Below are 21,137 nucleotides of genomic sequence, written 5' to 3'. Positions count from 1 at the left end.
GCACCGCGAAGCAGTGGGACGCCGCACCAACCCCGGATCGCGGTGCGACGCGGTGGGATCCGGCGCCGCCCCGGAGCGCACGGCGAGCGCGGGCCGCACGCCGACCCAGTGGGATGCTGCGCCGCACCCGGCGCGCGGCGGGACTTCCGGTCAGCCGCAGAGCACGGGGGGCATCGAGCAGTGGCCCGGCGTGCCCCTCCCGTCCGGCCAGCCGGACCTCCCGGTGGGGCCGACGCCCTGGCGAGGAGCCTTCGAGCCGAGCCGGCCCCCGGCCGGTCCGGGCCACCCGGACAGCGCCCGGGCCGCCGGTGGGCCGCCGCCCTGGCCCGGCACACAGCCGGCACAGCGGGCACAGCCGGCACAGCCCACCCAGGCCCCACAAGGGGCGCAGGGCCTGCGGCCGGCTCAGTCGCCGCAGCCCACCGAAAGGGCGCACTCCGCGCAGCCGGCCCAGCCCGGACCATCGGCGCAGCCCGCCCAGCAGTCCCACCCCGCACAACCGGCGCGACCAGCACAGCAGGCCCAGCCCGGCCAACCGGCGCAACCAGCACAACCGGCGCAGGCTGGGCAGCCAGGCGTCGGTGCGGGCTGGGCCGGAGCCGATCGGGCGCCGGTGCCCGGTGGGTCGACGACGGCGCCGACCGGGCAGCCATCGCGACCTCCGCAGTCGGGAAACGACCCGACGCCGCACGGCGGGCAGACCTACGGGCCGCCTCCGTACAGCGGGCACCCGGCTCGCCCGGGGCGCGACGCCCAGCCCGAACCCGGCACGCCAGCCACATCCACCCGGCCGACCCAGGTGCCACCGCGGACCGTGCCGTCCTGGCCGGCGGACGGGCGTGGCACGCCGGATGCCCAGCCCGCACGGCAGCCTTCGAATGGCTCCGCCGGCCCGGCCGGCTGGTCGGCCGAGGGCCCTACCGCGCTGATACCGAAGGTCGGCGACGCCGCCACCCGGTCGACGGCCGGTGACCGGGCGGCGGAGCCGACCCGGGCGAACCCATCGGTCTCCCCGACGGCACCGAGCCAACCGGCCCGTCCGGCAGCGGCCAACCAGCAGGCTCAGGCGGCCCCGCACCGGCCGAACCCGAACCAGCAGGCCCAGCCGGCCGCCGCGAGCCGGGCGGCCGACCCCGCGGCCACCGCGCTCATTCCGGCGGTCACCGGAACCCGCCCCGGCAGCCCGCCGCCCCGGCGGACTCGACCGCCCTGATGGGGGCCGTACCCCGGCCGCCGAAGGTCGAGGAGTCGTCCGACGGCGCAGGCCAGCCCGCCGAGGCGCCGAAGCCACGACGCGGCGACCGGGTGGTGCAACTGCGCCCGCACCAGACGGGTGAGGGCTACAAGAGCGTCTACTCGGAGCTGACTCGCCCGTCAATCTGGTCCCGGGTGCGCACCGGCCTCCGGTTCAGCGGCGAGTTGCTGATCACGTTCGGCCTGGTGGTGCTGCTCTTCGCCGGCTACGAGATCTGGGGCAAGTCGGCGATCGTCGACGCCCACCAGGGCGAGCTGAGCGAGCAGCTGGCGCAGGCATGGGCACCCGAGCCGGACCCGACGGTGGCGGCCCCCTCGGCGAGCCCGTCCGCCTCGCCCAAACCAGCGGTGCACGGCACGCCGATCGCGGGCCTCTACATCCCGAAGTTCGAGAAGGAATGGATCGTGGTCGAGGGAGTCGGCCAAAAGGACATCCGGTACGCTCCCGGCCATTATCCGGACAGCGCCCGACCGGGGCAGGTGGGCAACTTCTCGGTGGCCGGGCACCGCAACCGGGCCACCTTCTGGCGGCTGGACGAGTTGCGGGACGGCGACCCGATCATCGTCGAGGGCCGCGACGAGTGGTACGTCTACCAGGTCACCGACAGTCTGATCGTGAAGCCGACCCAGGTCGAGGTGGTGGCCCCGGTGCCGGGCCGGCCGGGCGAGAAGGCGACCAAGCGGATGCTGACCCTGACCACGTGCAACCCGAAGTTCGACAACTACCAGCGGTTGATCATTCACGCCGAGTTGACACGCACCCAGCCGAAGGCCGCGGGGCGCCCGGCGGAGCTGGGGACCTGACGATGTACGCGTGGATCTGGCGCAAACTTCCCTTCGGGCTGGCCGGCAAGCTCGCCGGCAGCCTGCTGCTCGCCACCATGGCGGTGGCGCTGCTCTGGTATGTGGTGTTCCCCTGGGCGGAGCCGCTGCTGCCCTTCGACGACGTGCAGGTGACCCAGGAGGACTCCGGCGTTCCGGGCGGGCCCGGCGGCGACGTGATCCCCGGTGACGACGGCTCGGTCGAGGACGCCCCACCGGGCGACGAGCACGACCTGCCGTACGACACCGATCGGAACAACACCCCACCACCCGACGAGGACGAGTGAGCCGATGCGCGTCCTGGTGATCGACAACTACGACTCGTTCGTCTTCAACCTGGTGCAGTACCTCGGCCAGCTCGGCGTCGAGTGCGAGGTACGACGCAACGACGAGATCGACGTGGCCGAGGTGGGCCGGGTCGGTGTGGCCGGCATCCTGCTCTCACCGGGGCCGGGCACGCCCGACCGGGCCGGCAGCTGCCTCGACGTCATCCATGCGTATGCCGGGAAACTGCCGATCTTCGGGGTGTGCCTGGGTCACCAGGCCATCGGCGAGGCGTTCGGGGCCACCGTCACCCGCGCCCCCGAGCTGCTGCACGGCAAGACCTCGGAGGTCCGGCACGACAACACGGGCGTCCTCGCCGGCCTGCCCGACCCGTTCACGGCGACCCGATACCACTCCCTCGCGGTGCTGCGCGAGACACTGCCGACCGAGCTGAGGGTGACCGGCTGGACGGCCTCCGGGATCGTGATGGCGATGCGCCACCGCACCCTGCCGATCGAGGGCGTCCAGTTCCACCCGGAGTCGGTGCTCACCGAGGGCGGTCACCTGATGCTGGCCAACTGGCTCGCCGCCGCTGGTCACCCCGAGGCGTTGGAGCGCGCACCGGAGCTGGCCGCCGAGGTCGACGCCCGCCGCCGCGCCGCCTTCGCCACCACCTGAGCGCGCTCAGCCTGCCAGGGCGTCCGTCACGGGTGAGGTCACGGCGGCCGGCACCCCGCCATTCACCGCTGGGCCTCCTGCCGCGGAAATCGGTGGGTCACTCGCCGGAAAGGCGGAACGGGGGGAAGGACGGCAGGACATCCCCGCCGCCGCTTCAGCCGTCGTCATCGCCGTCGGGCGGCGGGGTCGTCGGGTCTCCGGTCGGCGGCGGCGTCTGGGTCGACGGATCCGGTTCTTCCTCCGGCTCCTCGACCGACACGACGATCGTCACCTTGCTGCCCTTGGTGCGCGGAGTGTCGGCGTTCGGGTTCTGGTCCACCACCCGGCCGGCCTCGTTCGCGGGCACCTCGGGGCCGATCTCCACAACGGCCTCGAAGCCGGCGCTGTCCAGTTGCCGCTTCGCGTCCGCCTCGGTGAGGCCCTCCACGTCCGGCACGGCCACGACATTGCCACGGGAGACGGTGAGGGTGACCTCGCTGCCCTCCGCCACCTTCTCGCCGGAGGGCGGGTTGACCTCCAGCACCTGACCCGCCGGCTCCCCGCTGTCCTTCTCTTCGACCTCGACGGTGAGCTTGAGTTCATCGAGGCGGGTCTCGGCGCTCTCCCGGGTGCTGCCGACCAGGCCGGTCGGGATGGTCACCTTGGGCTTGCCGCCGCAGACCTGCACGGTCACCGCGCTGTTCGGCTCGGCCCGCTCCCCGGCGGCCGGGGTCTGGTTGGTCACCGTGCCCTCGCGGCAGTCCGAGGTGAAGACCGGATCGCCGAGCGCGGGTGTGAAGCCGTCCCGCTCGATCTGGGCGAACGCGGCGTCCTGGCTCAGCCCGGTGACCGTCGGCACCGGAGCGTCCTCGGGTGGCTGCTCGTTCAGCAGCAGGGCGGCGACCAGGGCGATCACCGCGAGCACGCCGAGCGCGGCGAACATCGCGATCAGCCAGGACGAAGCCTTGCGCTGGCGCGGGTCGCCCACCCGGGCCGGGATCTGCCGGGTCTGCGTCCCCCCCGCGGACGGGTAGCCCGCGCCGCCGGCCGCGGCCATCGCCACGGTCTCGTCCTCGCGCATCACCGGGGTCGCCAGCACCGGCCGGCCGGCCGCCGCGCGGAGCAGATCCGCCCGCATCTCGCCGGCGCTCTGGTAGCGGTTGAGCGGGTTCTTCGACAGCGCCTTGAGCACGATCGCGTCGACCGCGGGGTTGACGTCCGGGTTGAGGTCGCTCGGCGTCGGCGGGGCCTCCCGGACGTGCTGGTACGCGACGCTGACCGGACTGTCGCCGACGAACGGTGGATGCCCGCAGAGCAGCTCGAAGAGCACACAGCCGGCGGCGTACACGTCGGAGCGGGCGTCGACCGCCTCGCCGCGGGCCTGCTCGGGGGACAGATATTGGGCGGTGCCGATGACCGCGCTGGTCTGCGTCATCGTGGTGGCACCGCTGGCCAGGGCCCGCGCGATGCCGAAGTCCATCACCTTGACCTGGCCGGTCTGGGTGAGCATCACGTTGCCGGGCTTGATGTCGCGGTGGATGATGCCGTGCCGGTGGCTGAAATCCAGCGCGGCGCCGATGTCGGCACAGATCTCCAGCGCTCGGCGGGGCTGCAACCGACCCTCGGCGCCCAGGACCTCCTTCAAGGTCCGCCCGTTCACGAACTCCATCACGATGAACGGAAGGGTCTCGCCGGTCGGCGCCTGCTCCTCACCGGTGTCGTAGACGGCGACGATGGCCGGGTGGTTGAGCGAGGCGGCGTTCTGCGCCTCCCGCCGGAAGCGCATCTGGAAGGTGGCGTCCCGGGCCAGGTCGGCCCGGAGCATCTTGATCGCGACGTCCCGGCCGAGTCGCAGGTCACGACCGCGATGCACCTCGGCCATTCCGCCATAGCCGAGCAGCTCGCCGACCTGGTACCTGCCACCGAGCAGGCGGGCCTGCGCTGTCATCGCGTTTGTCGTCCTTCGCTCGTCGTCGTCGCGTCGCCGCCCGGTCGGGGCCGATCCAGTCGACGGTACGCCGTACCGGCTGGATCGTCTCGTCCGTCGTGCCGCAGCGCGTCGGACGTCACCGCTCGCACGGAAGGACCGCCCGGCGCACCGGCGCCGGTGTTGTTCCGCAGTTGGTAGGAAATCACGCCGGAACAGAGAAGGACCAGTGCGCCCAGCAGGATCGCCAGGAACGCCATTCCGGAACGTGACCGTCGAGGCACCGGCCGTGACTGGCCGGGCTGCGGGGCGTATCCCGGTGGCCCGTTGACCGCCCCGCGCGGATAGCCCGCCGCCGGTCGGGCGGCCGGCGCGACCGTGGTCGGTCGCGGCGGCTGCGCCACCGGCGGGCGGCTCTGCTGGTGGGTCACCGGCGGCCGATGCCCCGCCGCCGGGGAGTACGGCACGGCCGGGGAGTGTGGCGCCACCGGTGGGCGCGGCGGCTGCGGCGCCGGCACCTGCGCGCGGCCCGGCGCCGGCGAGGCGGGCGCCGCCGAGATCGGGGCGGCCGGGCCGGCGGCCCGCGCCTGCCGGGACAGCGCCGTCTTCAACTGTCGCGCCACCCCGGCCAGCGCCGCGGCACTCGGCCAGCGGTCCTTCGGATCCTTGGCCAACGCCCGCTCCACCAGCGCGCGGACCTGGGGCGGGATGTCGGACGGCAGCGGCCTGGGGGCCTCCCGGACGTGCCGCATCGCGATGTCGAGGGGGTTGTCGCCCTCGAAGGGCCGCCGCCCGGCGAGGCACTGGTACGCGACCACACCGAGGGCGTAGACGTCGGAGGCGGGCGAGGCAACCTGGCCGGTGGCCTGCTCGGGCGAGATGTACGACGCGGTGCCGAGCACCGAGCCGGCCGCGGTGAGCTGGCCAACGAGGTCGGAACGGGCGATGCCGAAGTCGGTGAGCACCAGCGTGCCGTTGGGTCGCACCAGCAGGTTGCCGGGCTTCACGTCCCGGTGCACGATGCCCTTCACGTGGGCGGCGTGCAGTGCCTCGGCGGCCTGCGCCACCAACGCCATCGTCCGTGCCGGGGTGAGCCGGCCGACCCGGCTCAGCGTGGCCGACAGCGCGTCGCCCTCGACGTACTCCATCACCAGGAAGGCGATCTGCTGGTCGTTGCCGAAGTCGTAGACGTCGACCACGCCCGGATGGTTGATCGTCGCCATGGTGCGGGCCTCGCCCCGGAACCGCTCGGCGAACCCCGGCTCGTCCAGCAACGCCGGCAGCAGGCTCTTGACCGCCACCGTACGCCCGAGCACCTGGTCGGTGCCGCGCCAGACGTCACCCATGCCGCCGCTGGCGATCCGCTCGTCGAGGCGGTAGCGGTTGCCGAGCTGCACCCCGGGACTGAGCATGTCAGCGCCCCCCGGGCTGGGCGATGGCGGCCCGCATGATCCGGCCGGCGATCCGGGCGGCCTCGGCGCTGCCGCCGCTGCCGGCCTCCTCCAGGACGACGCAGACGGCCGAGACCGCGTTGCCGTTGGAGTCGAGCGCGAAGCCGATGAACCAGCCGTGGTCGGGCCGGTCGGGCGCGGACTGTGCGGTGCCGGTCTTGCCGCCGACGGTGTAGCCGTTGATCCGCGCGTTGCGCCCGGTGCCGTTCTCGACCACGCTGACCATCATGTCCCGCAGGTCGGCGGCGACCTGGCCGCTGACCGGCCGGCGCAGCTCGCGCGGGTCCGCGGTGTCGTAGACGGTGGTGCGGTCCGGTGCCAGCAGCTGGCGCACCAGGTACGGCCGCATCTGGCTGCCGTTGTGGGCCACCGCCGCGGCGATCATGGCGCCCTGCAACGGGGTCATCCGCACGTCGCGTTGCCCGATGGAGGACTGGGCCAGCGCCGCCGGGTCCACACCGCCGTCCGGGTTCTCCATGCTGCCGGTCCGGCTGGCCTCCACCCCCAGACCGCCCTCGCCGAGCCGGCCGACGGTCAGATCCTCCTGCTCGAACCCGAACTGCCGGGACTTCTCCTTGATCACGTCCGGCCCGAGCTGCACGCCGAGCTTGGCGAACCCGGTGTTGCAGGAGTCGGTGACCGCGGTCATCAGGGTGACCTGGGCCTGGGGGCAGATCGACGGCGCGGCGTTGCGGATCGGTTCGCCGGAGGTGGGCGGGGTGTAGCTCGAACCGGCCGGGATCTGGGTCTCCTTTCCGATGCCGTTCTCCAGCGCGGCGGCGGCCACCACGATCTTGAAGGTGGAGCCGGGGGGCAACACCTCGGCGAGCGCCCGGTTGCGCAGCGGCCGTCCGGCGGCCTGTTCGAGCTCGTTGTACGCCGAGGTCGCCTCGTTGGTGTCGTGGCTGGCCAGCGGGTTCGGGTCGAAGCTGGGCATGGAGACCAGCGCCTGCACCGCCCCGGTACTCGGGTCGATGGCGATCGCCGCACCCTTGGTCGCCCCGACGTTGTTGTTGCGCAACTCGTCGTACGCGGTGTCCTGGGCCTGCCGGGAGAGGGTGAGCAGCACGTTGCCGCCGGCGGTGCGGTCGCCGGTGACCATGTCCCGCAGCCGGTTGACGATGAGCTGGTCGCTGGTGCCGGCGAGGAAGTCGTTCTCGACGCGCTCCAGGCCGGTGGCGGTGCCGTTGACCGGCTCGTAGCCGAGCACGTGGGCGTACTTCGCACCGCCCGGGTAGGTGCGCAGGTACTTCAGCTCGCCGTCGGTCTCCTTGCTGACCGCCAGGGCGGTGCCGCCGGCCTCGATGTTGCCGCGCTTGCGGTCGTACTTGGCGACCTGGACGCGGCCGTTGTAGTCGCTGGTGCGGTACTCGTCGGCCTTGTAGGCCTGGATCCAGTTCAGGTTCGCGAAGAGCAGGCCGAACAGGACGATGACGACGATACCGACTCGCCGCAGGGGTGCGTTCACGGCTTGATCACCTCCGTGGGTGCACCGTGCAACTGCTCGGGCGGGCCGCCGGAGGGGCGGTTCACCTTGCCGCCGACGCCGTTGACCGGGCGCCGGCCGGCGTCGGATACCCGCAGCAGCACCGCGATGAGCAGCCAGTTCGCCATCAGCGAGGAGCCACCGGCGGAGAGGAACGGCGTGGTCTGACCGGTGAGCGGGATGAGCTTGCTGATCCCGCCGACGATCACGAAAACCTGCAACGCGAGGGTGAACGCCAGCCCGCCGGCGAGCAGCTTGCCGAACGAGTCCCGCACCGCCAGCGCGGCCCGCAGTCCCCGCTCGACGATCAGCAGGTAGATCACCAGCAGCGCGGAGAGGCCGAACAGGCCGATCTCCTCGCCGATGCCGGCGAAGATGAAGTCGTTCTGCACCTCGGGCAGCAGCAGCGGCTGGCCACCGCCTGGCCCGGCGCCGAACAACCCGCCGGTGCCCAACGCGAGCAGCCCCTGCACCAGCTGGTAGCCGTCGTCGTACGGCTGGGCGAACGGATCCAGCCAGATCTGCGCCCGCAGGTAGAAGTTCGCGAACGGCCCGCCCACCGCCTCGCCGAGCACGTACGCGAGGTAGGCGCCACCGAAGAAGAGAACCAGACCGATGAGTAGCCAGCTGACCCGTTCGGTGGCGATGTAGACCGTGGCCACGAACATGCCGAAGTAGAGCAGCGAGGTGCCCAGGTCCTTCTCGAAGACGAGGACCAGCAGACTGATCACCCAGACCACGAGCACCGGGCCGAGGTCGCGCCCGCGCGGAAAGTCGATGCCGAGGAACCGGTGGCTCGCCAGCGACAGCACCTCACGCTTGCGCACCAGGTAGTAGGCGAAGAAGACCAGCAGGGCGAGCTTGGCGAACTCGCCGGGCTGGATGGAGAAGCTGCCGATGCGTACCCAGAGCTTCGCGCCGTTGATCTCGGAGATGCTGGCCGGCAGCACCGCCGGCAGCATGACCAGCACGATGCCCGCCAACCCCAGGGTGTACGCGTACCGGGAGACCGACCGGTGGTCACGCATCACGGCCAGCAGGGTGGCGGCGAGAATCACCGAGATCAGCGTCCAGGCCAACTGCCGGCCACCGATGCCGGCGAAGATGGTCAGGTCGGCCCGCTCCTCGGGGGTCGCCCGGGCCAGGTCGAGCCGGCGCAGGAAGCCCACCCCGAGGCCGTTGAGCAGGGCCACCGCCGGCAGCAGGGCCGGATCGGCGAACGGCGCGAGGAACCTGATCACCAGGTGCATGCCGAGGAACACCGCGGTGAGCGCGGCGGCCGGCACCCAGAATCCCGGGGTGACCGTGTCGAGCACCTTCGCCTCGACCATCGCACCGTACGCGGCCACCAGGGCCATCGCGAGGAACAGCAGCGACAGTTCGGCGTTGCGGCGGGACCGGGCCATGCGTACGCCGGGTCGCTCGCCCGCGGTCGCGGGCGAGGATGCCGGGGTGGCCGCTGCGGTCACGATCGTCCTCGGGTCGGTGCCGGTGCCTATTCGGGCGACCGGCAGGCCGCCGGGTCGACCGTCGGCGAGAAGGCTTCGGTGGGCGGGGCGTCGGGCGTGCTGGCCGGTGCGGTCGCGGATGTGCCGTCGGGCGTGGCGGTCGACGGGGCCGCGGATCCGCCCGCCGGTGAGGCCGGGGCACTGCCCCCGGACTCGGCGAACCGGCTGGGCTCGGCGAACCGGCCAGCGCACTCGGGGTCGGGGAGGGCAGGTCCGCCGTGGGGGCCGGGCTCGGCGTGAGTGGGCAGAGCGGCTTGAGGTTGACGTTGGTCGGGCTGTCCATCGTCAGCTCGGCCAGCCGCCGTTCCGCGTCCGGTTCACTCCGGGCCGGGATGCCCTGTTTGACCTGTTCCTGTGCGGCGAGGGTGAGGTCGTCCAGCTCGGCGGTGCTCTCCGAGTGCACGCTGGAGAGATCCATGCCGGCGATCTGGCCCTGGATCCCGCGGAACACGGCCACCTGACCGTTCTCCGTCGCACCGACGTAGTACTGCCGCTGGGTGTAGCTCCACCCGGCGAACACCCCGCCGCCGACGATCACGATGAGGGCGGTCGCCATCGCGAGCGCACGCAGCGGGCGGCGGCGGGCCTCCGGCTCGTCGTCGGCGTTCGCGGCGGACTCGTCCGGGGTGGCGGGTCGGGGGCGGAGAGGGCCGAGGCGCGGGCGGCCGGGGTGGAGACGTCCGCCGAGGTGGCCATGCCCCGGTCCCGGGCCGCCGCCCCGCCGACGATCGGCGCGGCCTCGACGATGTCGCGGTCGGTGGCGTCGGCGATGATCACCGTGATGTTGTCCGGGCCGCCGCCGCGCAGGGCGAGTTGGACGAGCCGCTCGACGCACTGCTGCGGGTCGGCGTACTCCCGCAGCGTCTCGGCGATGGTCTCGGCGCTGACCACCCCGGACAGACCATCGGAGCAGATCAGGTAACGGTCGCCCGGCAGGACCTGCCGGACCGAGTACTCCGGGTCGATGTCGCGGCCGTCCAGGGCCCGGGTGAGCAGCGAGCGCTGGGGGTGACTGCTCGCCTCCTCCGGGCTGATCCGGCCCTCGTCGACGAGCATCTGGACGTAGGTGTCGTCCTTGGTGACCTGCGCGAACTCTCCGTCACGCAGGAGATAGGCCCGCGAGTCGCCGATGTGGACCATGCCCAGCTTGCTGCCGGAGAAGAGGGTCGCGGTCAGCGTGGTGCCCATCCCCTCCAACTGCGGGTTGGCCTCCACGGTCTCGCGGAGCTGCTGATTGGCGGTGCCCACGGCGGAGCGGAGCGCATCGACCAGGGCGTCACCGGGGACGTCCTCGTCCAGCGGCGCCATGGCACCGATGACGATGTTGCTGGCGACGTCACCGGCGGCCATGCCGCCCATGCCGTCGGCAACGGCGAGTAGCCGCGGTCCGGCGTAGACGGAATCCTGGTTACCGTCTCGGATCAGACCGCGGTCGCTGTGGGCCGCGTAGCGCAGGGTCAGAGTCATGGCCGTAATTCGAGAGAGGTGCGCCCGATTCGGATCGGCACGCCGAGGGGGACGGGGGTCGGTCCGGTGACCTTAGCGCGATCGAGGTACGTCCCGTTAGTCGAGCCGAGGTCCTCGACGAACCATTGCCCGTCCCGCGGGACGAGTCGGGCGTGTCGCGCCGAGGCGTAGTCGTCGGTGATGACGAGGGTGGAGTCCTCGGCCCGACCGATGGTTATCTGAGCCTCACCCAACGTGATCCGCGTGCCGGCCAACTGGCCCGCGGTCACCACCAACTGGTGGGCCGCCCGGCCCCGCTTCGCCTTTGCCGGTTTCGCCGCCGCCTGGCCGGTCGACGCGCCCACCGCCCGGGGCGCGGCCACCAGCCGGCCCGAGCGGGCCCCCGCGAAGAGGTCCCGGCGGATGACGCCGACCACGGTGAACACGAAGATCCACAGCAGGACGAGGAATCCGAACCGGGCGACGGTGATGACGAGTTCCGGCAAGGCGGGTCAGCCGTCCACGCGGAAGGTCAGGGTGGTTGTGCCGAGCTGGACCATGTCACCGGGGTTCAACGCCACGGCGGAGACCCGTTGGCCGTTGACCATGGTGCCGTTGGTCGAACCGAGGTCGGTCAGCACGACCTGCCCACCGTCGAAGTCCAGCCGGGCGTGTCGCCGGGAGATGCCGACGTCCGGCAGGCGCAGGTTGGCCTGGTCGCCGCGGCCGATCACGGTCGAGCCCATCTGCAACGGGTAGGTGCGGCCGTCACCGGAGACGAGCCGCACGTTGCGCCCGCCGCCGTGACCCTGCGGTGGGCCGTAGCCGCCGCCCTGGTCGTAGGACGGATATCCGGGCGGGCCGGCGTCGTAACCGGGCGGCCCGGCGTCGTAGCCGGGCGCGGAGACCGGGGCGACGTCGCCACCGGTGTAGACCTCGGCGGTGACCCGGAACATCCCGGTGTCCAGTCCTTCACCGCGCTCGATCTCGACGATCACATCTCCGTAGACCGTCCACGCCTGCTCGCCGATGAACTCCGCCTGCGACTGGGCCAGTTCCTGGGCCAGCGCGGCGGCGTACGGCGCCAGCCGACTGTGGTCGTACGGCGAGAGATCGATCACGTAGCGGTTGGGCACCAACGTACGCCCACCAGCAAGGATGGCCTTGTGCGCCTCGGCCTCCCGCTGCATGGCGTTGAGGATCTCCACGGGGTGTACCACCCCCTTGAAGACCTTGGCGAAGGCCCCTTCTACCAGGCCTTCCAGACGCTTCTCGAAGCGTTGCAGCACGCTCACCGGCTCCTCCTCGGGTCCCGAGGACATGATGGTATCCGCCCAGAGCGCACGCAGCTCACACGCCGCTCGCCCGGCAGGCCACGGCCCGTTCGGACGGCTCCGGATTGTCGTGCTACTCTTTCGACCGCCACGAACGGTAACCGCTGCGAGCAGTGAATGCCATTCGCGGCGACGACCAGGGCAACGTGACCTGACCGAGGCCCGCTGGCGACAGCGGCGTCGGCGGGGCATTGTCGTCCGAGGTCAGGCCACGGGGAAGTGGCGGAATGGCAGACGCGCACGGTTCAGGTCCGTGTGCCCGAAAGGGCGTGGGGGTTCAACTCCCCCCTTCCCCACCACAGCCGAGGGCTCCGCATTGTGCGGGGCCCTTGCTCCGTATCGAGGCGTGCCGGATGTCACGCTATGCTCCGATGGTTTCTGCCTTCGACGCACCAGGAGTGGCATGTGAGTGTCGCATTCGTGACCGGGTCGGGCGGGCTGATCGGCTCCGAGGCGGTCCGGCACTTCGCCGGCCTCGGTCTCGACGTCGTCGGCATCGACAACGACATGCGGCAGGAGTTCTTCGGCGCGGAGGCGTCCACCGCGTGGAACGTCCGCCGGCTGACCGACGAGCTGGGTGACGCCTACTCGCACCACAGCATCGACATCCGGGACCGGGTGGCGCTCGGCGCGCTGTTCGGGCGGTACGGCCGGGACGTGGCAGTGGTGATCCACACAGCCGCGCAGCCCTCGCACGACTGGGCGGTCCGCGACCCGTTCACCGACTTCGACGTGAACGCCGTCGGCACCCTGAACGTCCTGCAGAACGTCCGGGAACACTGCGTCGACGCGCCTGTCGTGCACTGCTCGACCAACAAGGTCTACGGTGACCGCCCGAACAGCCTGCCCCTGATCGAGCTGGAGACCCGCTGGGAGATCGAGCCGGGCCACCCGTACGAGCAGGGCATCCGCGAGGACATGTCGATCGACGCCTGCCTGCACTCGATCTTCGGCGCGTCGAAGGTCGCGGCGGACGTGATGGTGCAGGAGTACGGCCGCTACTTCGGCATGCGCACGGCCTGCTTCCGAGGCGGGACGTTGACCGGCCCGGCGCACTCCGCGACCGAGCTGCACGGCTTCCTCGGGTACCTGATGCGGGCCAACATGGAGCGCCGGAAGTACAAGATCTACGGGTACCAGGGCAAGCAGGTGCGGGACGCCATCCACAGTTCGGACGTGGTCTCCGCGTTCGAGGCGTTCTTCCGCAACCCGCGTTCGGCAGCCGTCTACAACCTCGGTGGCGGCCGGCATTCGAACACCTCCATGCGCGAGGCGTTCGCCGAGGCCGAACGGATCACCGGCCAGGAGATGATCTCCGAGTACGTCGAGGCCAACCGGATCGGCGACCACAAGTGGTGGATCGGCTCCAACGAGGCGTTCCAGGCCGACTACCCGGACTGGAAGCAGGTCTACGACGTACCAATGATCATGCGGGAGATCTACGAGGCCAACGTGGACAAGTGGGTGCCGGGGTCATGAGGAAGCGGAACGTGCTGGGCGTCCTGGTGGACGCCACCGACTACCCGGAAGCCACCGAGCGGGTCGTCGCCGCCGCGCAGGAGCGCCGCCCGCTGGCACTTACCGCGCTGGCGGTGCACGGCGTGATGACCGGTGTGCTGGACCGGGCGCACAACGCCCGACTCAACTCCTTCGACGTGGTCACCCCGGACGGCCAGCCGGTGCGCTGGGCGCTGAACCTCCTGCACGGCGCCGGGCTCACCGACCGCGTCTACGGGCCGACGCTGACCCTGCACGTGCTCTCCCGTTTCGCCGACGAGGGCCTGCCGGTCTATCTGTACGGCTCGACCGAGGAGACCCTCGCCCGGCTGATCCCGGCGCTGGAGGAGATGTTTCCCGCTCTCAAGATCGCCGGGGTGGAGGCGTCCAAGTTCCGCCGGGTGCAGCCGGGTGAGGACGTGCAGATCGCCGACCGGATCAGGTCCAGCGGCGCCCGGCTGGTCCTGGTCGGGCTGGGCTGCCCGCGCCAGGAGGTCTTCGCGTACGCGATGCGCCCGTTGCTGGACATGCCGTTGATGGCGGTCGGTGCAGCCTTCGACTACCACGCCGGGCTGCTGCCTCAGCCGCCGGCGTGGATGCAGCGCGCCGGGCTGGAATGGTTCTGGCGGCTCGGCCTGGAGCCGAAACGGCTGTGGCGGCGCTACGTGATCCTCAACCCCGCGTACCTGAGCCGGCTGTTCGCCCAGAAGTCCGGGCTGTGGAAGGCCCGGCCGCCCGCGCCGGCCAACGAACGGCCGACCGAGTTCGCGGTCTGACCGAAACGGCGAACGGGCCCCGGCGGGAAGCCGGGGCCCGTTGCCGTGCGGACGTCAGAGGGTGAGCGTCCAGGTGTTGAGGTAGCCGGTGTCAGCGCGGTAGACGTCGCGCACCCGCAGGCGCCAGGTGCCGTTCGCCGTTTCGCTGGAGAGGTTCACCGTGTACGTGGCGTTCACGTTGTCCGTGCCGTCGAAGATGCTGCTGTTCTTCAGCCGGTAGGACGAGCCGTCCGGGGCGAGCAGGTCGATGACCAGGTCGCCACGGTAGGTGTGCACGATGTTCACCGCGACGGTCGACGCCGACGAGGCGTTCCGGTTGCAGCCGGAGATCGTGATCGAGCTGGTCACGGCCGAACCCGCGTCCGGGATCGCCACGTCGGTGCCGTTGGTCCCGGAGCAGCCACCGCCGCCGCTGCCAGTCACCGTCAGCGAGTACGTCGCGCTTCTGGTGCCCGAGGCGGCGGTGCCCGTCACGGTCACCGGGTACGTGCCGGCCGGGGTGCTGGCCGAGGTGCCGATGGTCAGCGTCGACGACCCGCCCGAGGTGACCGTGGCCGGGCTGAACGAGGCGGTCGCCCCGGACGGCAGGCCGCTGGCCGAGAGGCTGACCGACTGGGCCGAGCCGTTGGTGGTGGCGGTGGCGACGGTCGCGGTCACCGAGCCGGCGGGCGCGGTGGAGCCGGCGGTCGGCGACACCGAGACCGAGAAGTCGTTGACCGGCGGCGGGGTGCTGCCGTTGACCACGTAGAGCAACTTGTTGGGTGATCCGCTGCCCGGGTTGGTCACCACGTTGTTGGTGGCGTTGTTGACCAGGTAGTCGCGCACCTGCTGCGGGCTCCACGAGGGATTGGTCGAGAGCACCAGGGCGGCGGCACCGGCCACGTGCGGCGAGGCCATCGAGGTGCCGTTGATGGTGTTCGTCGCGGTGTTGCTCGTGTGCCAGGCCGAGGTGATCGACGAGCCCGGCGCGAAGATGTCCAGGCAGGTGCCGTAGTTGGAGTACGAGGCCCGTGCGTCCGTGCTGGTGGTCGCGCCGACCGTGATCGCCGCCGGGGTCCGGGCCGGCGAGGTGTTGCAGGCGTTGGCGCTGCTGTTGCCGGCGGCCAGCGCGTACGACACGCCGGAGTTGATCGAGTTGGTGACCGCGTTGTCGAGCGCACTGCTGGCCCCGCCGCCGAGGCTCATGTTGGCCGCGGCCGGCTTGACCGCGTTCGCGGTCACCCAGTCGACACCGGCGATGACGCCGGCGGTGGTGCCGCTGCCCGAGCAGTTCAGCACCTTGACCGCCACCAGGCGGGTGGCCTTGGCCACGCCGTACGCCGAGCCACCCACGGTGCCGGCGACGTGCGTGCCGTGGCCGTTGCAGTCGGTGTTGTTGGAGTCGACCGTGTTGGTGCCCCAGGTGGCCCGGCCGCCGAAGTCCGAGTGGGTGGTCCGGATGCCGGTGTCGATGACGTACGACGTCACGTTCGTGGCCGTGTTGGGGTACGTGTACGAGTTGTCCAGCGGCAGGTTCCGCTGGTCGATCCGGTCCAGCCCCCAGGACGGGGGGTTCGTCTGGGTGCCGGCGATGGAGACGACCTGGTTCTGCTCGACGTACGCGACGGCGGGGTCCGCCGCGATCCGCGCGGCGGCTCGGGCGCTGACGCGCAGCTCGGCGCCACGGACGGCCGAGTTGTACGTGCGGGCCGTGGCACCGCCGTGCCGGCGCAGCAGGCGGTCCACCGAGGAGCCGACAGCACCGCGGCTGACCTCGCTGTTCTTGAAAACGACGATGTAGCTGCCGTCGACGGCGGTTGCCGCGTCGGCGCTTCGGACGGTGCCGACCGGCTCGGCCGCCATGGCGGGCGTGGCCGCCGCCACCATGGCCAGCGTGGCCAGACCGACGAGTACGGACCTGTGTGGAAGACCCATCTTCCTACCTCCCTCCGACCGGCATCGACCGTCCACCTGCTCGTGGCAGGTTGATCGATGAATGCCAATCGAGCTGAGAGTAGTTGTACGCGTGCGGACAGATAAACATGTCGGATCCCTCATAACATCGACGAGATGGTCCCCCTACGGGGGCGGGTACGGGACGAACGGGGGGCGGGCCCGGATTCGCCGGGCCGGAAATCGGGCCAGGCTGATGACCATGCAGAACCACCTCGCCCTCCTGCTTCCGGTCGCCACCGTCTGGTGGACCGCCGGCTATCTCGCGGACGGGTTGCCCCGCATGGCCCATGCCCGCGACCTGCGCCGGCACGCCGGTTGGCTGCTCGCGCTGACCCTGACCGGGCTCGGCCTCACGGTGGCTCTGCCGATCGCCGGGCTGGCCACCGTCGGTGCGACCCCGGTGGACCGGGCCGCCGGCGGGCTCGCCCTCACCGCCGCCCCGGCCCTGGCGGTGGCGATCTGGACGGTGCGCCGACTGCGGCGGCTGCGGGCCGGCGCGACCGCCCTGGCCGCCACGCCCCGGACGCCGACCCCACACGGACTGCGTGCCGCCGCCGCCCACCCGCTGATCGGGCTGCCGTTGCAGGTGACCGGCCTGGCCCTGCTGCCGGCCCTGATCGTGGCGAGCGGCGCCGGCGAGTTCGTCGGGCCCGGCGTGACCGGCCCCGCGATCACCATCGGTGCGCTGGGCGTCACGGCGATCGGCGTACGCCACGCGCTGCGTCACAACCGGCTCGCCGAACGGGCCTTGCCGCAGCGGGCGGCGTCAGCGCGCCCGGCCGGCGCCCTGCACGTATAACAGTTCCAGGATCGCCCGGGTCGCCTCGAACCAGCGGTCCAACCACCCGGGTGGCGGCACGCTGCCCTTCGGCGGCAACTCCATCAGCAGGCCACGCAGCAGCGGATGGTCCACAAGCGAGCCGTCGTCCACCGTCGACCATCCGGTGGCCGGGAAGGACGGCTCGGTGAGTGGGTTCGGGTCCAGCGACGGCAGGGTGAGCGGCGACGAGGGCGGCTCGGTCGCCGTCGCGGCTTCCCGGCCGGCAGGTTCACTGTCCGGCGACACCACCTCGGTCAACACCGTGTCCCGCCGGGCGCCGCGGTACTTGCCGCCGAACCTTTCCGGCTTTCCCGGCCCGTTGGTGAGGTTCTCCGACCCGATACTCGTCATCCGTCTCGCCTGCCTCGCTCGGTTACCCGCCCTGCCGGGGGGATGTCGACCAGCGCGTACCGAGAGGTACAACGAGACGGGCACGATGTGGCGACGGCAGCCGGCGGACCAGGCCGGCCGGCGCCATCCACGCGAGCTGTGCGGACAGCACGGATCCCCGCCCGGCCACGCCGGACGGGGACCCGCCACCAACACCCCGGGAGTCAGTCCCGGCCGAACGCGCCGTCCCTGGTGCGGGCGACGAAGGCGTGCCAGCCATCCGGGGCGAAGACCAGGGCCGGGCCGGCCTTGTCCTTCGAGTCCCGGACGCCGACCGCCCCGGTCACGTACGCCACCTCCACGCAGTTGTCACAGTTCGGTCCGCTCTTCGAGCTCTTGAACCAGCTTGCCTGCGTCAGGTCCACGGGGATTCCCTGCGTCGCCATTTCCACAACGGCTCCTCTGCCAGTCTCGCGATGAATGCGACGGACTCCTCCGGACGTATGGCCGCTGCTCGAATGTGATCGAAGATGAAGCTGTACTTCTGTAGTTCGTCGCTCTTCTCCAGGAAGAGCCCACCCGTGGCGTTCTCCGCGTACACGACATCCGGATCACCGGGTTCGGGGAAGCTGAGGATCGTGAAGGTGCCGTCCATGCCGGCGTGCGCCCCCACCTCGAACGGCAGGATCTGCAGCGTCACGTTCGGCAGTTGGGCCACCTCCACCAACCGACTGAGCTGGTCACGCATGACCGTGTCCCCACCCACCGGACGGCTCAACACCGCCTCATCGAGCACCACCCACAGATCGACCGGATCATCCTGGGTCAGTAACGACTGACGACCGAGTCGGACACGCACCCTTTGCTGCACCTGGTCAGGGGTGAAATCGGGGCGGGCGGCGCGGATCATCGCGCTGGCGTAGTCCTCGGTCTCCAGCAGGCCGGGCACCACCTGCTGCTCGTACGCACGAATCGAGCTGGCCGCCGCCTCCAGGCCGACGTACGCCCCGACCAGCACCGTGCTGTAGGGGTGCCACCACCCCTTCTGCCGCGCCTCGCGGGCGATCTGCACCAGCTCGTCGCTCTCGGCACCCACGACGCCGTAGATCCGGAGCATGTCCCGCACGTCGCGGGGAGTCGCGGTGGTGTGCCCGGTCTCGATCCGCGAGACTTTGGACGCCGAGCATTCCAACTGCTCCGCGACCGACTCGATGGTTATCCCGGCGGTCTCGCGCTGGCGGCGCAGTTCCGCGCCGAGCCGGCGCCGCCGGATGGTCGGGCTGCGCCGCTCGCTCACCGCGTCACCTCTTCGCTTCGCCGCGCCGCTGTCGCCGCCCGCCCGCGGCGCGACCATCGGGGCGGGCGTGTCGCGGCGTGGGGTGGAGCCGGTCCTCGACCGGCCGCGGCGGGCGAACCGGCCCTCAGTGTGCCGTCCGGGTGGTGGCACGTTCAAGCGTTGTTTCACGCGAGCCACTCATGTATCGGCAAAACTCGACGTGCAACTTGCATCAAGCACGCCGCTGATGCACCCTGTCCGTATGACACGGGTTACGGAAAGTCTCCGACTCGTCTCCCCGGGTGATCAAGGTCGTGGAGGCGGGGGCAGTAGGTCGGCCCGTTCGTCGGTGGGGGTGGCTGCCAGCGACGCGGGTCGCTCGCCCACACCCCACGGTGGCGGCTCCAGCGACACCTCCTGACCGCCGGCAGCGTCGGTCGTGAGTCCGCCACCAGCGGCTCCGGCGCCGACCAGGCCAGCGCCACCAACCCGGCCCCCCGAGCCACGACCTCGTCGCCGGAGCCGAACAACCCCCCGATCACCCTCGCCGGCCCTCCCCGCCGGCCGACCTTTCCAGGAGCCCATGTGCTTCCCCGCTCCGGTGACGTACTGCACGTGACACGCGCGGCGAGTGTCCAGTTCCTCAAACCCATCCTGTTCCGGGTGATCCGGGTGCTCGACCGGCCCACCTACGACGGGTGGCTCTGGCTCGAAGGCTACGAGTTGAACGCGGCGGGGGACGCGGTCAACAGGCGTTCGATCTTCGTCCAGCGGGCCGGGCTGCGGCAGTTGCAGGCCGCTCCGCAGCCACGCCCGCACACCGTGCGTTCGGCCCGTCGTCCGCCCACCCGGACCCCGGCCCGGGTGAGCTGAGCGGCCCGACGACCGCACGAGCGCCGCGCGGTTCAGGTTGAAACGGGTCCAGGAGACATGCCGGCGCAATAGAATCGGTCATGCCCACCCCGGCATGTCTCCACCCCGTGCGTTCCAGGCCCCGAACCTGGGACGGCCATGGTCAACTTGTCCGCGCGGGAACCTCACCGGTCCCGAATCGCCTACCTCTTCGGACTACTGGCGCTACTCGGCGCTGTCACCACCGTGGTGGTGCTGGTCCGCGATCCCGCCCTGTCGTCGACCCGGCTGGCCGAGCCGGTCCCCGCCCCGGAGATCACCGTGGTGGAGAGTGAACCGGTCGGGCCGGACGACCCACCCGCCGCCTGGGACGACTTCCTCGGCGGCCCGGCCGACCAGCCAGCCGACGATCCGGCGGAGGGATACCGCCGCCCCGGCCACCCGGTCGACCCCCCGCAGCAGGAGTCGGACTCCTCCGTACGCGCCGCCGGTGGGGACGCGCGGGAGGAACTCAGCCGGTCGCTGTTCTGGTCCGGTGTCTTCGGGCTGGCGATCTCCCTCGCCGGGCTGGGGCTGGTCGGCACCAGACGCCGGATGTGGTGAGTTCGCCGGTCACCCGGTGGGGCTCGCCGTGGCGGTCGGCTCCGTCGTCGGCTCGGTCGTCGGCTCACCCGTCGTCAGCGACGGGCTCGGGCTCGTCGTGGCGACGACCAACGTCACCTGGTCGCCCGCCTCGACCAGCTCGCCCGCCTCGGGGTCGGTGGAGATGACGGTCCCGGCCGGCTGGTCCGACGGGCGGTACTCCACCTGATGGTCCAGGTCGAGCCCGTCGAGCAGCGCCCGCGCCGCAGCTTCCGGCAGGCCGACCAGCGGTGGCACCGGCACCTCGACCGGGGCGGCACTCGTCGGCGGTGGCGACGGTGAAGGTCTGGTCGGCGACGGCGACGCGCTGGTCGGCGGGGCCTGCGTCGTCGGCTGCGGTGACTCCGGTGACGACCCGCCCCCGTCCATTGCCTGACGGGCCAGCCAGATCCCGACACCCAGCAGGCTGAGCAGGATCAGCAGGACGATGCCCCAGAGGATCGGCAGCCACCATGGTCGACCGCCCTGCTCATCGGGGTACCACTCGCCACCGGCCGACTCGGGGTCGGCACCCGGCCGCACCGACGGCACCTCCGCGCGCCCCGACCACGCCGCCGGCCCCGATCGTTGCGCCGGCGGCAACGAGGCATCCTCGTCCGCCCGAGCGGCGGACCCGGCCGCACGGTCCAGCGGCGCGGTTTCGTCCGGAGCCCGCCCCAGCGGCGCGGTTTCGTCGGGAGTCGGGCCCAGCGGCGCCGTCTCGTCCGGGTCTCCGCCGGCCGGCGAGATCGGACGGGTCCGATCGTCTGGTTGTCCCTCGGTCGGCTCCTGGCGGTCGTCGCTCATCGCACGTCCTTTCCGCCGGCCGGGCGGGCATCGGGGCCCTCGACGGTCAACCTAGCGGTTCGGCCGGTCAACGG

18 protein-coding genes, 1 tRNA gene and 2 pseudogenes are annotated in these 21,137 nt (G+C 71.7%); 9 read left to right on the top strand and 12 right to left on the bottom strand.

The features are described from left to right. Positions 1-847: 847 nt before the first annotated feature. From KIF24_RS29975 to KIF24_RS29965, 3 genes and pseudogenes are all read left to right on the top strand, one after another. A pseudogene (locus KIF24_RS29975) lies at positions 848-2,058 on the top strand (class E sortase); the annotation flags it as partial. 2 nt (positions 2,059-2,060) lie between these two features. After that, positions 2,061-2,363, top strand: a complete 303-nt coding sequence (locus tag KIF24_RS29970) for a hypothetical protein (protein ID WP_221086886.1) — start codon at positions 2,061-2,063, stop codon at positions 2,361-2,363. Positions 2,364-2,367: 4 nt separating this feature from the next. Next, positions 2,368-3,018 carry an aminodeoxychorismate/anthranilate synthase component II gene (locus KIF24_RS29965; protein ID WP_221086885.1) on the top strand — a complete coding sequence of 217 codons (651 nt, stop codon included), beginning with the start codon at positions 2,368-2,370 and terminating at the stop codon, positions 3,016-3,018. 154 nt (positions 3,019-3,172) lie between these two features. Here KIF24_RS29965 and pknB read toward each other — a convergent pair whose 3' ends face one another. The 7 genes and pseudogenes from pknB to KIF24_RS29930 form a co-directional block, all read right to left on the bottom strand. Next, positions 3,173-4,945 carry a Stk1 family PASTA domain-containing Ser/Thr kinase gene (pknB, locus tag KIF24_RS29960; protein WP_221086884.1) on the bottom strand — a complete coding sequence of 591 codons (1,773 nt, stop codon included), beginning with the start codon at positions 4,943-4,945 and terminating at the stop codon, positions 3,173-3,175. Next, on the bottom strand, positions 4,942-6,336 hold the full coding sequence (locus KIF24_RS29955; protein WP_221086883.1) for a serine/threonine-protein kinase: 1,395 nt from the start codon (positions 6,334-6,336) through the stop codon (positions 4,942-4,944). Before KIF24_RS29955 ends, pknB begins: the two co-directional genes overlap by 4 nt. Position 6,337: 1 nt before the next feature. Beyond that, the gene (locus KIF24_RS29950) at positions 6,338-7,843 is read right to left on the bottom strand and encodes a peptidoglycan D,D-transpeptidase FtsI family protein (RefSeq protein WP_221086882.1); all 1,506 of its coding nucleotides are present in this window, start codon (positions 7,841-7,843) and stop codon (positions 6,338-6,340) included. Next, positions 7,840-9,330, bottom strand: a complete 1,491-nt coding sequence (locus KIF24_RS29945) for an FtsW/RodA/SpoVE family cell cycle protein (protein WP_221086881.1) — start codon at positions 9,328-9,330, stop codon at positions 7,840-7,842. The genes KIF24_RS29950 and KIF24_RS29945 overlap by 4 nt, the downstream gene beginning before the upstream one ends. A 26-nt stretch (positions 9,331-9,356) precedes the next feature. Beyond that, a pseudogene (locus KIF24_RS29940) lies at positions 9,357-10,836 on the bottom strand (protein phosphatase 2C domain-containing protein). Continuing rightward, entirely contained in the window at positions 10,833-11,321 is a 489-nt protein-coding gene (locus KIF24_RS29935; protein WP_221086880.1) for an FHA domain-containing protein FhaB/FipA, read from the bottom strand. The pseudogene KIF24_RS29940 and the gene KIF24_RS29935 overlap by 4 nt, the downstream one beginning before the upstream one ends. A 6-nt stretch (positions 11,322-11,327) precedes the next feature. Beyond that, complete coding sequence (locus KIF24_RS29930; RefSeq protein WP_221086879.1) at positions 11,328-12,137, bottom strand: FhaA domain-containing protein; 810 nt, start codon at positions 12,135-12,137, stop codon at positions 11,328-11,330. A 225-nt stretch (positions 12,138-12,362) separates the two neighbouring features. On the opposite strand from KIF24_RS29930, the gene KIF24_RS29925 reads away from it, so the two are divergent. The 3 genes from KIF24_RS29925 to KIF24_RS29915 all read left to right on the top strand — a co-directional run bounded on the left by KIF24_RS29925 (position 12,363) and on the right by KIF24_RS29915 (position 14,422). Then, positions 12,363-12,448, top strand: a tRNA-Leu gene (locus KIF24_RS29925). A 64-nt stretch (positions 12,449-12,512) separates the two neighbouring features. Further along, positions 12,513-13,628 (top strand): NAD-dependent epimerase/dehydratase family protein, encoded by a 1,116-nt coding sequence (locus KIF24_RS29920; RefSeq protein ID WP_221086878.1) that lies wholly within the window; start codon positions 12,513-12,515, stop codon positions 13,626-13,628. After that, on the top strand, positions 13,625-14,422 hold the full coding sequence (locus KIF24_RS29915; protein WP_221086877.1) for a WecB/TagA/CpsF family glycosyltransferase: 798 nt from the start codon (positions 13,625-13,627) through the stop codon (positions 14,420-14,422). Before KIF24_RS29920 ends, KIF24_RS29915 begins: the two co-directional genes overlap by 4 nt. Before the next feature lie 54 nt (positions 14,423-14,476). Here the strand turns inward: KIF24_RS29915 and KIF24_RS29910 are convergent, their stop codons facing one another. Further along, complete coding sequence (locus KIF24_RS29910; protein WP_221086876.1) at positions 14,477-16,336, bottom strand: S8 family peptidase; 1,860 nt, start codon at positions 16,334-16,336, stop codon at positions 14,477-14,479. 220 nt (positions 16,337-16,556) lie between these two features. Between KIF24_RS29910 and KIF24_RS29905 the strand changes: the two genes are divergently transcribed. Next, on the top strand, positions 16,557-17,156 hold the full coding sequence (locus tag KIF24_RS29905) for a hypothetical protein (RefSeq protein ID WP_221086875.1): 600 nt from the start codon (positions 16,557-16,559) through the stop codon (positions 17,154-17,156). On the opposite strand, the gene KIF24_RS29900 is transcribed toward KIF24_RS29905, so the two are convergent. The 3 genes from KIF24_RS29900 to KIF24_RS29890 form a co-directional block, all read right to left on the bottom strand. Then, on the bottom strand, positions 17,124-17,528 hold the full coding sequence (locus tag KIF24_RS29900; RefSeq protein ID WP_221086874.1) for a hypothetical protein: 405 nt from the start codon (positions 17,526-17,528) through the stop codon (positions 17,124-17,126). The genes KIF24_RS29905 and KIF24_RS29900 overlap by 33 nt on opposite strands. 203 nt (positions 17,529-17,731) lie before the next feature. Further along, positions 17,732-17,953 (bottom strand): DUF397 domain-containing protein, encoded by a 222-nt coding sequence (locus KIF24_RS29895; RefSeq protein WP_221086873.1) that lies wholly within the window; start codon positions 17,951-17,953, stop codon positions 17,732-17,734. After that, positions 17,923-18,804 carry a helix-turn-helix domain-containing protein gene (locus KIF24_RS29890; protein WP_221086872.1) on the bottom strand — a complete coding sequence of 294 codons (882 nt, stop codon included), beginning with the start codon at positions 18,802-18,804 and terminating at the stop codon, positions 17,923-17,925. Before KIF24_RS29890 ends, KIF24_RS29895 begins: the two co-directional genes overlap by 31 nt. Before the next feature lie 564 nt (positions 18,805-19,368). Here KIF24_RS29890 and KIF24_RS29885 point away from each other — a divergent pair. Next, complete coding sequence (locus KIF24_RS29885) at positions 19,369-19,656, top strand: hypothetical protein (protein WP_221086871.1); 288 nt, start codon at positions 19,369-19,371, stop codon at positions 19,654-19,656. Positions 19,657-19,794: 138 nt separating this feature from the next. Further along, positions 19,795-20,238: a hypothetical protein gene (locus KIF24_RS29880; protein ID WP_221086870.1), complete on the top strand. Its 444-nt coding sequence runs from the start codon at positions 19,795-19,797 to the stop codon at positions 20,236-20,238. A 9-nt stretch (positions 20,239-20,247) separates the two neighbouring features. On the opposite strand, the gene KIF24_RS29875 is transcribed toward KIF24_RS29880, so the two are convergent. After that, on the bottom strand, positions 20,248-21,063 hold the full coding sequence (locus tag KIF24_RS29875) for a PASTA domain-containing protein (protein WP_221086869.1): 816 nt from the start codon (positions 21,061-21,063) through the stop codon (positions 20,248-20,250). Positions 21,064-21,137: the final 74 nt, after the last annotated feature.

The sequence above is a fragment of the Micromonospora tarapacensis genome, from assembly GCF_019697375.1.
Taxonomy (GTDB): domain Bacteria; phylum Actinomycetota; class Actinomycetes; order Mycobacteriales; family Micromonosporaceae; genus Micromonospora; species Micromonospora tarapacensis.
The sequence above is the reverse complement of the archived record's forward strand: the minus strand, read 5'-3'. Positions and strand labels throughout refer to the sequence as shown.

Excerpts from the sequence above, each read along its gene's own strand:
- KIF24_RS29875 (WP_221086869.1), bottom strand. The coding sequence starts at position 21,063 with ATGAGCGACGACCGCCAGGAGCCGACCGAGGGACAACCAGACGATCGG.
- KIF24_RS29970 (WP_221086886.1), top strand. The coding sequence starts at position 2,061 with ATGTACGCGTGGATCTGGCGCAAACTTCCCTTCGGGCTGGCCGGCAAG.
- KIF24_RS29905 (WP_221086875.1), top strand. The coding sequence starts at position 16,557 with ATGCAGAACCACCTCGCCCTCCTGCTTCCGGTCGCCACCGTCTGGTGG.
- KIF24_RS29920 (WP_221086878.1), top strand. The coding sequence starts at position 12,513 with ATGCTCCGATGGTTTCTGCCTTCGACGCACCAGGAGTGGCATGTGAGT.
- KIF24_RS29895 (WP_221086873.1), bottom strand. The coding sequence starts at position 17,953 with ATGGCGACGCAGGGAATCCCCGTGGACCTGACGCAGGCAAGCTGGTTC.
- KIF24_RS29910 (WP_221086876.1), bottom strand. The coding sequence starts at position 16,336 with ATGGGTCTTCCACACAGGTCCGTACTCGTCGGTCTGGCCACGCTGGCC.
- KIF24_RS29915 (WP_221086877.1), top strand. The coding sequence starts at position 13,625 with ATGAGGAAGCGGAACGTGCTGGGCGTCCTGGTGGACGCCACCGACTAC.
- KIF24_RS29965 (WP_221086885.1), top strand. The coding sequence starts at position 2,368 with ATGCGCGTCCTGGTGATCGACAACTACGACTCGTTCGTCTTCAACCTG.
- KIF24_RS29955 (WP_221086883.1), bottom strand. The coding sequence starts at position 6,336 with ATGCTCAGTCCCGGGGTGCAGCTCGGCAACCGCTACCGCCTCGACGAG.
- KIF24_RS29930 (WP_221086879.1), bottom strand. The coding sequence starts at position 12,137 with ATGTCCTCGGGACCCGAGGAGGAGCCGGTGAGCGTGCTGCAACGCTTC.
- KIF24_RS29880 (WP_221086870.1), top strand. The coding sequence starts at position 19,795 with ATGGTCAACTTGTCCGCGCGGGAACCTCACCGGTCCCGAATCGCCTAC.
- pknB (WP_221086884.1), bottom strand. The coding sequence starts at position 4,945 with ATGACAGCGCAGGCCCGCCTGCTCGGTGGCAGGTACCAGGTCGGCGAG.
- KIF24_RS29900 (WP_221086874.1), bottom strand. The coding sequence starts at position 17,528 with ATGACGAGTATCGGGTCGGAGAACCTCACCAACGGGCCGGGAAAGCCG.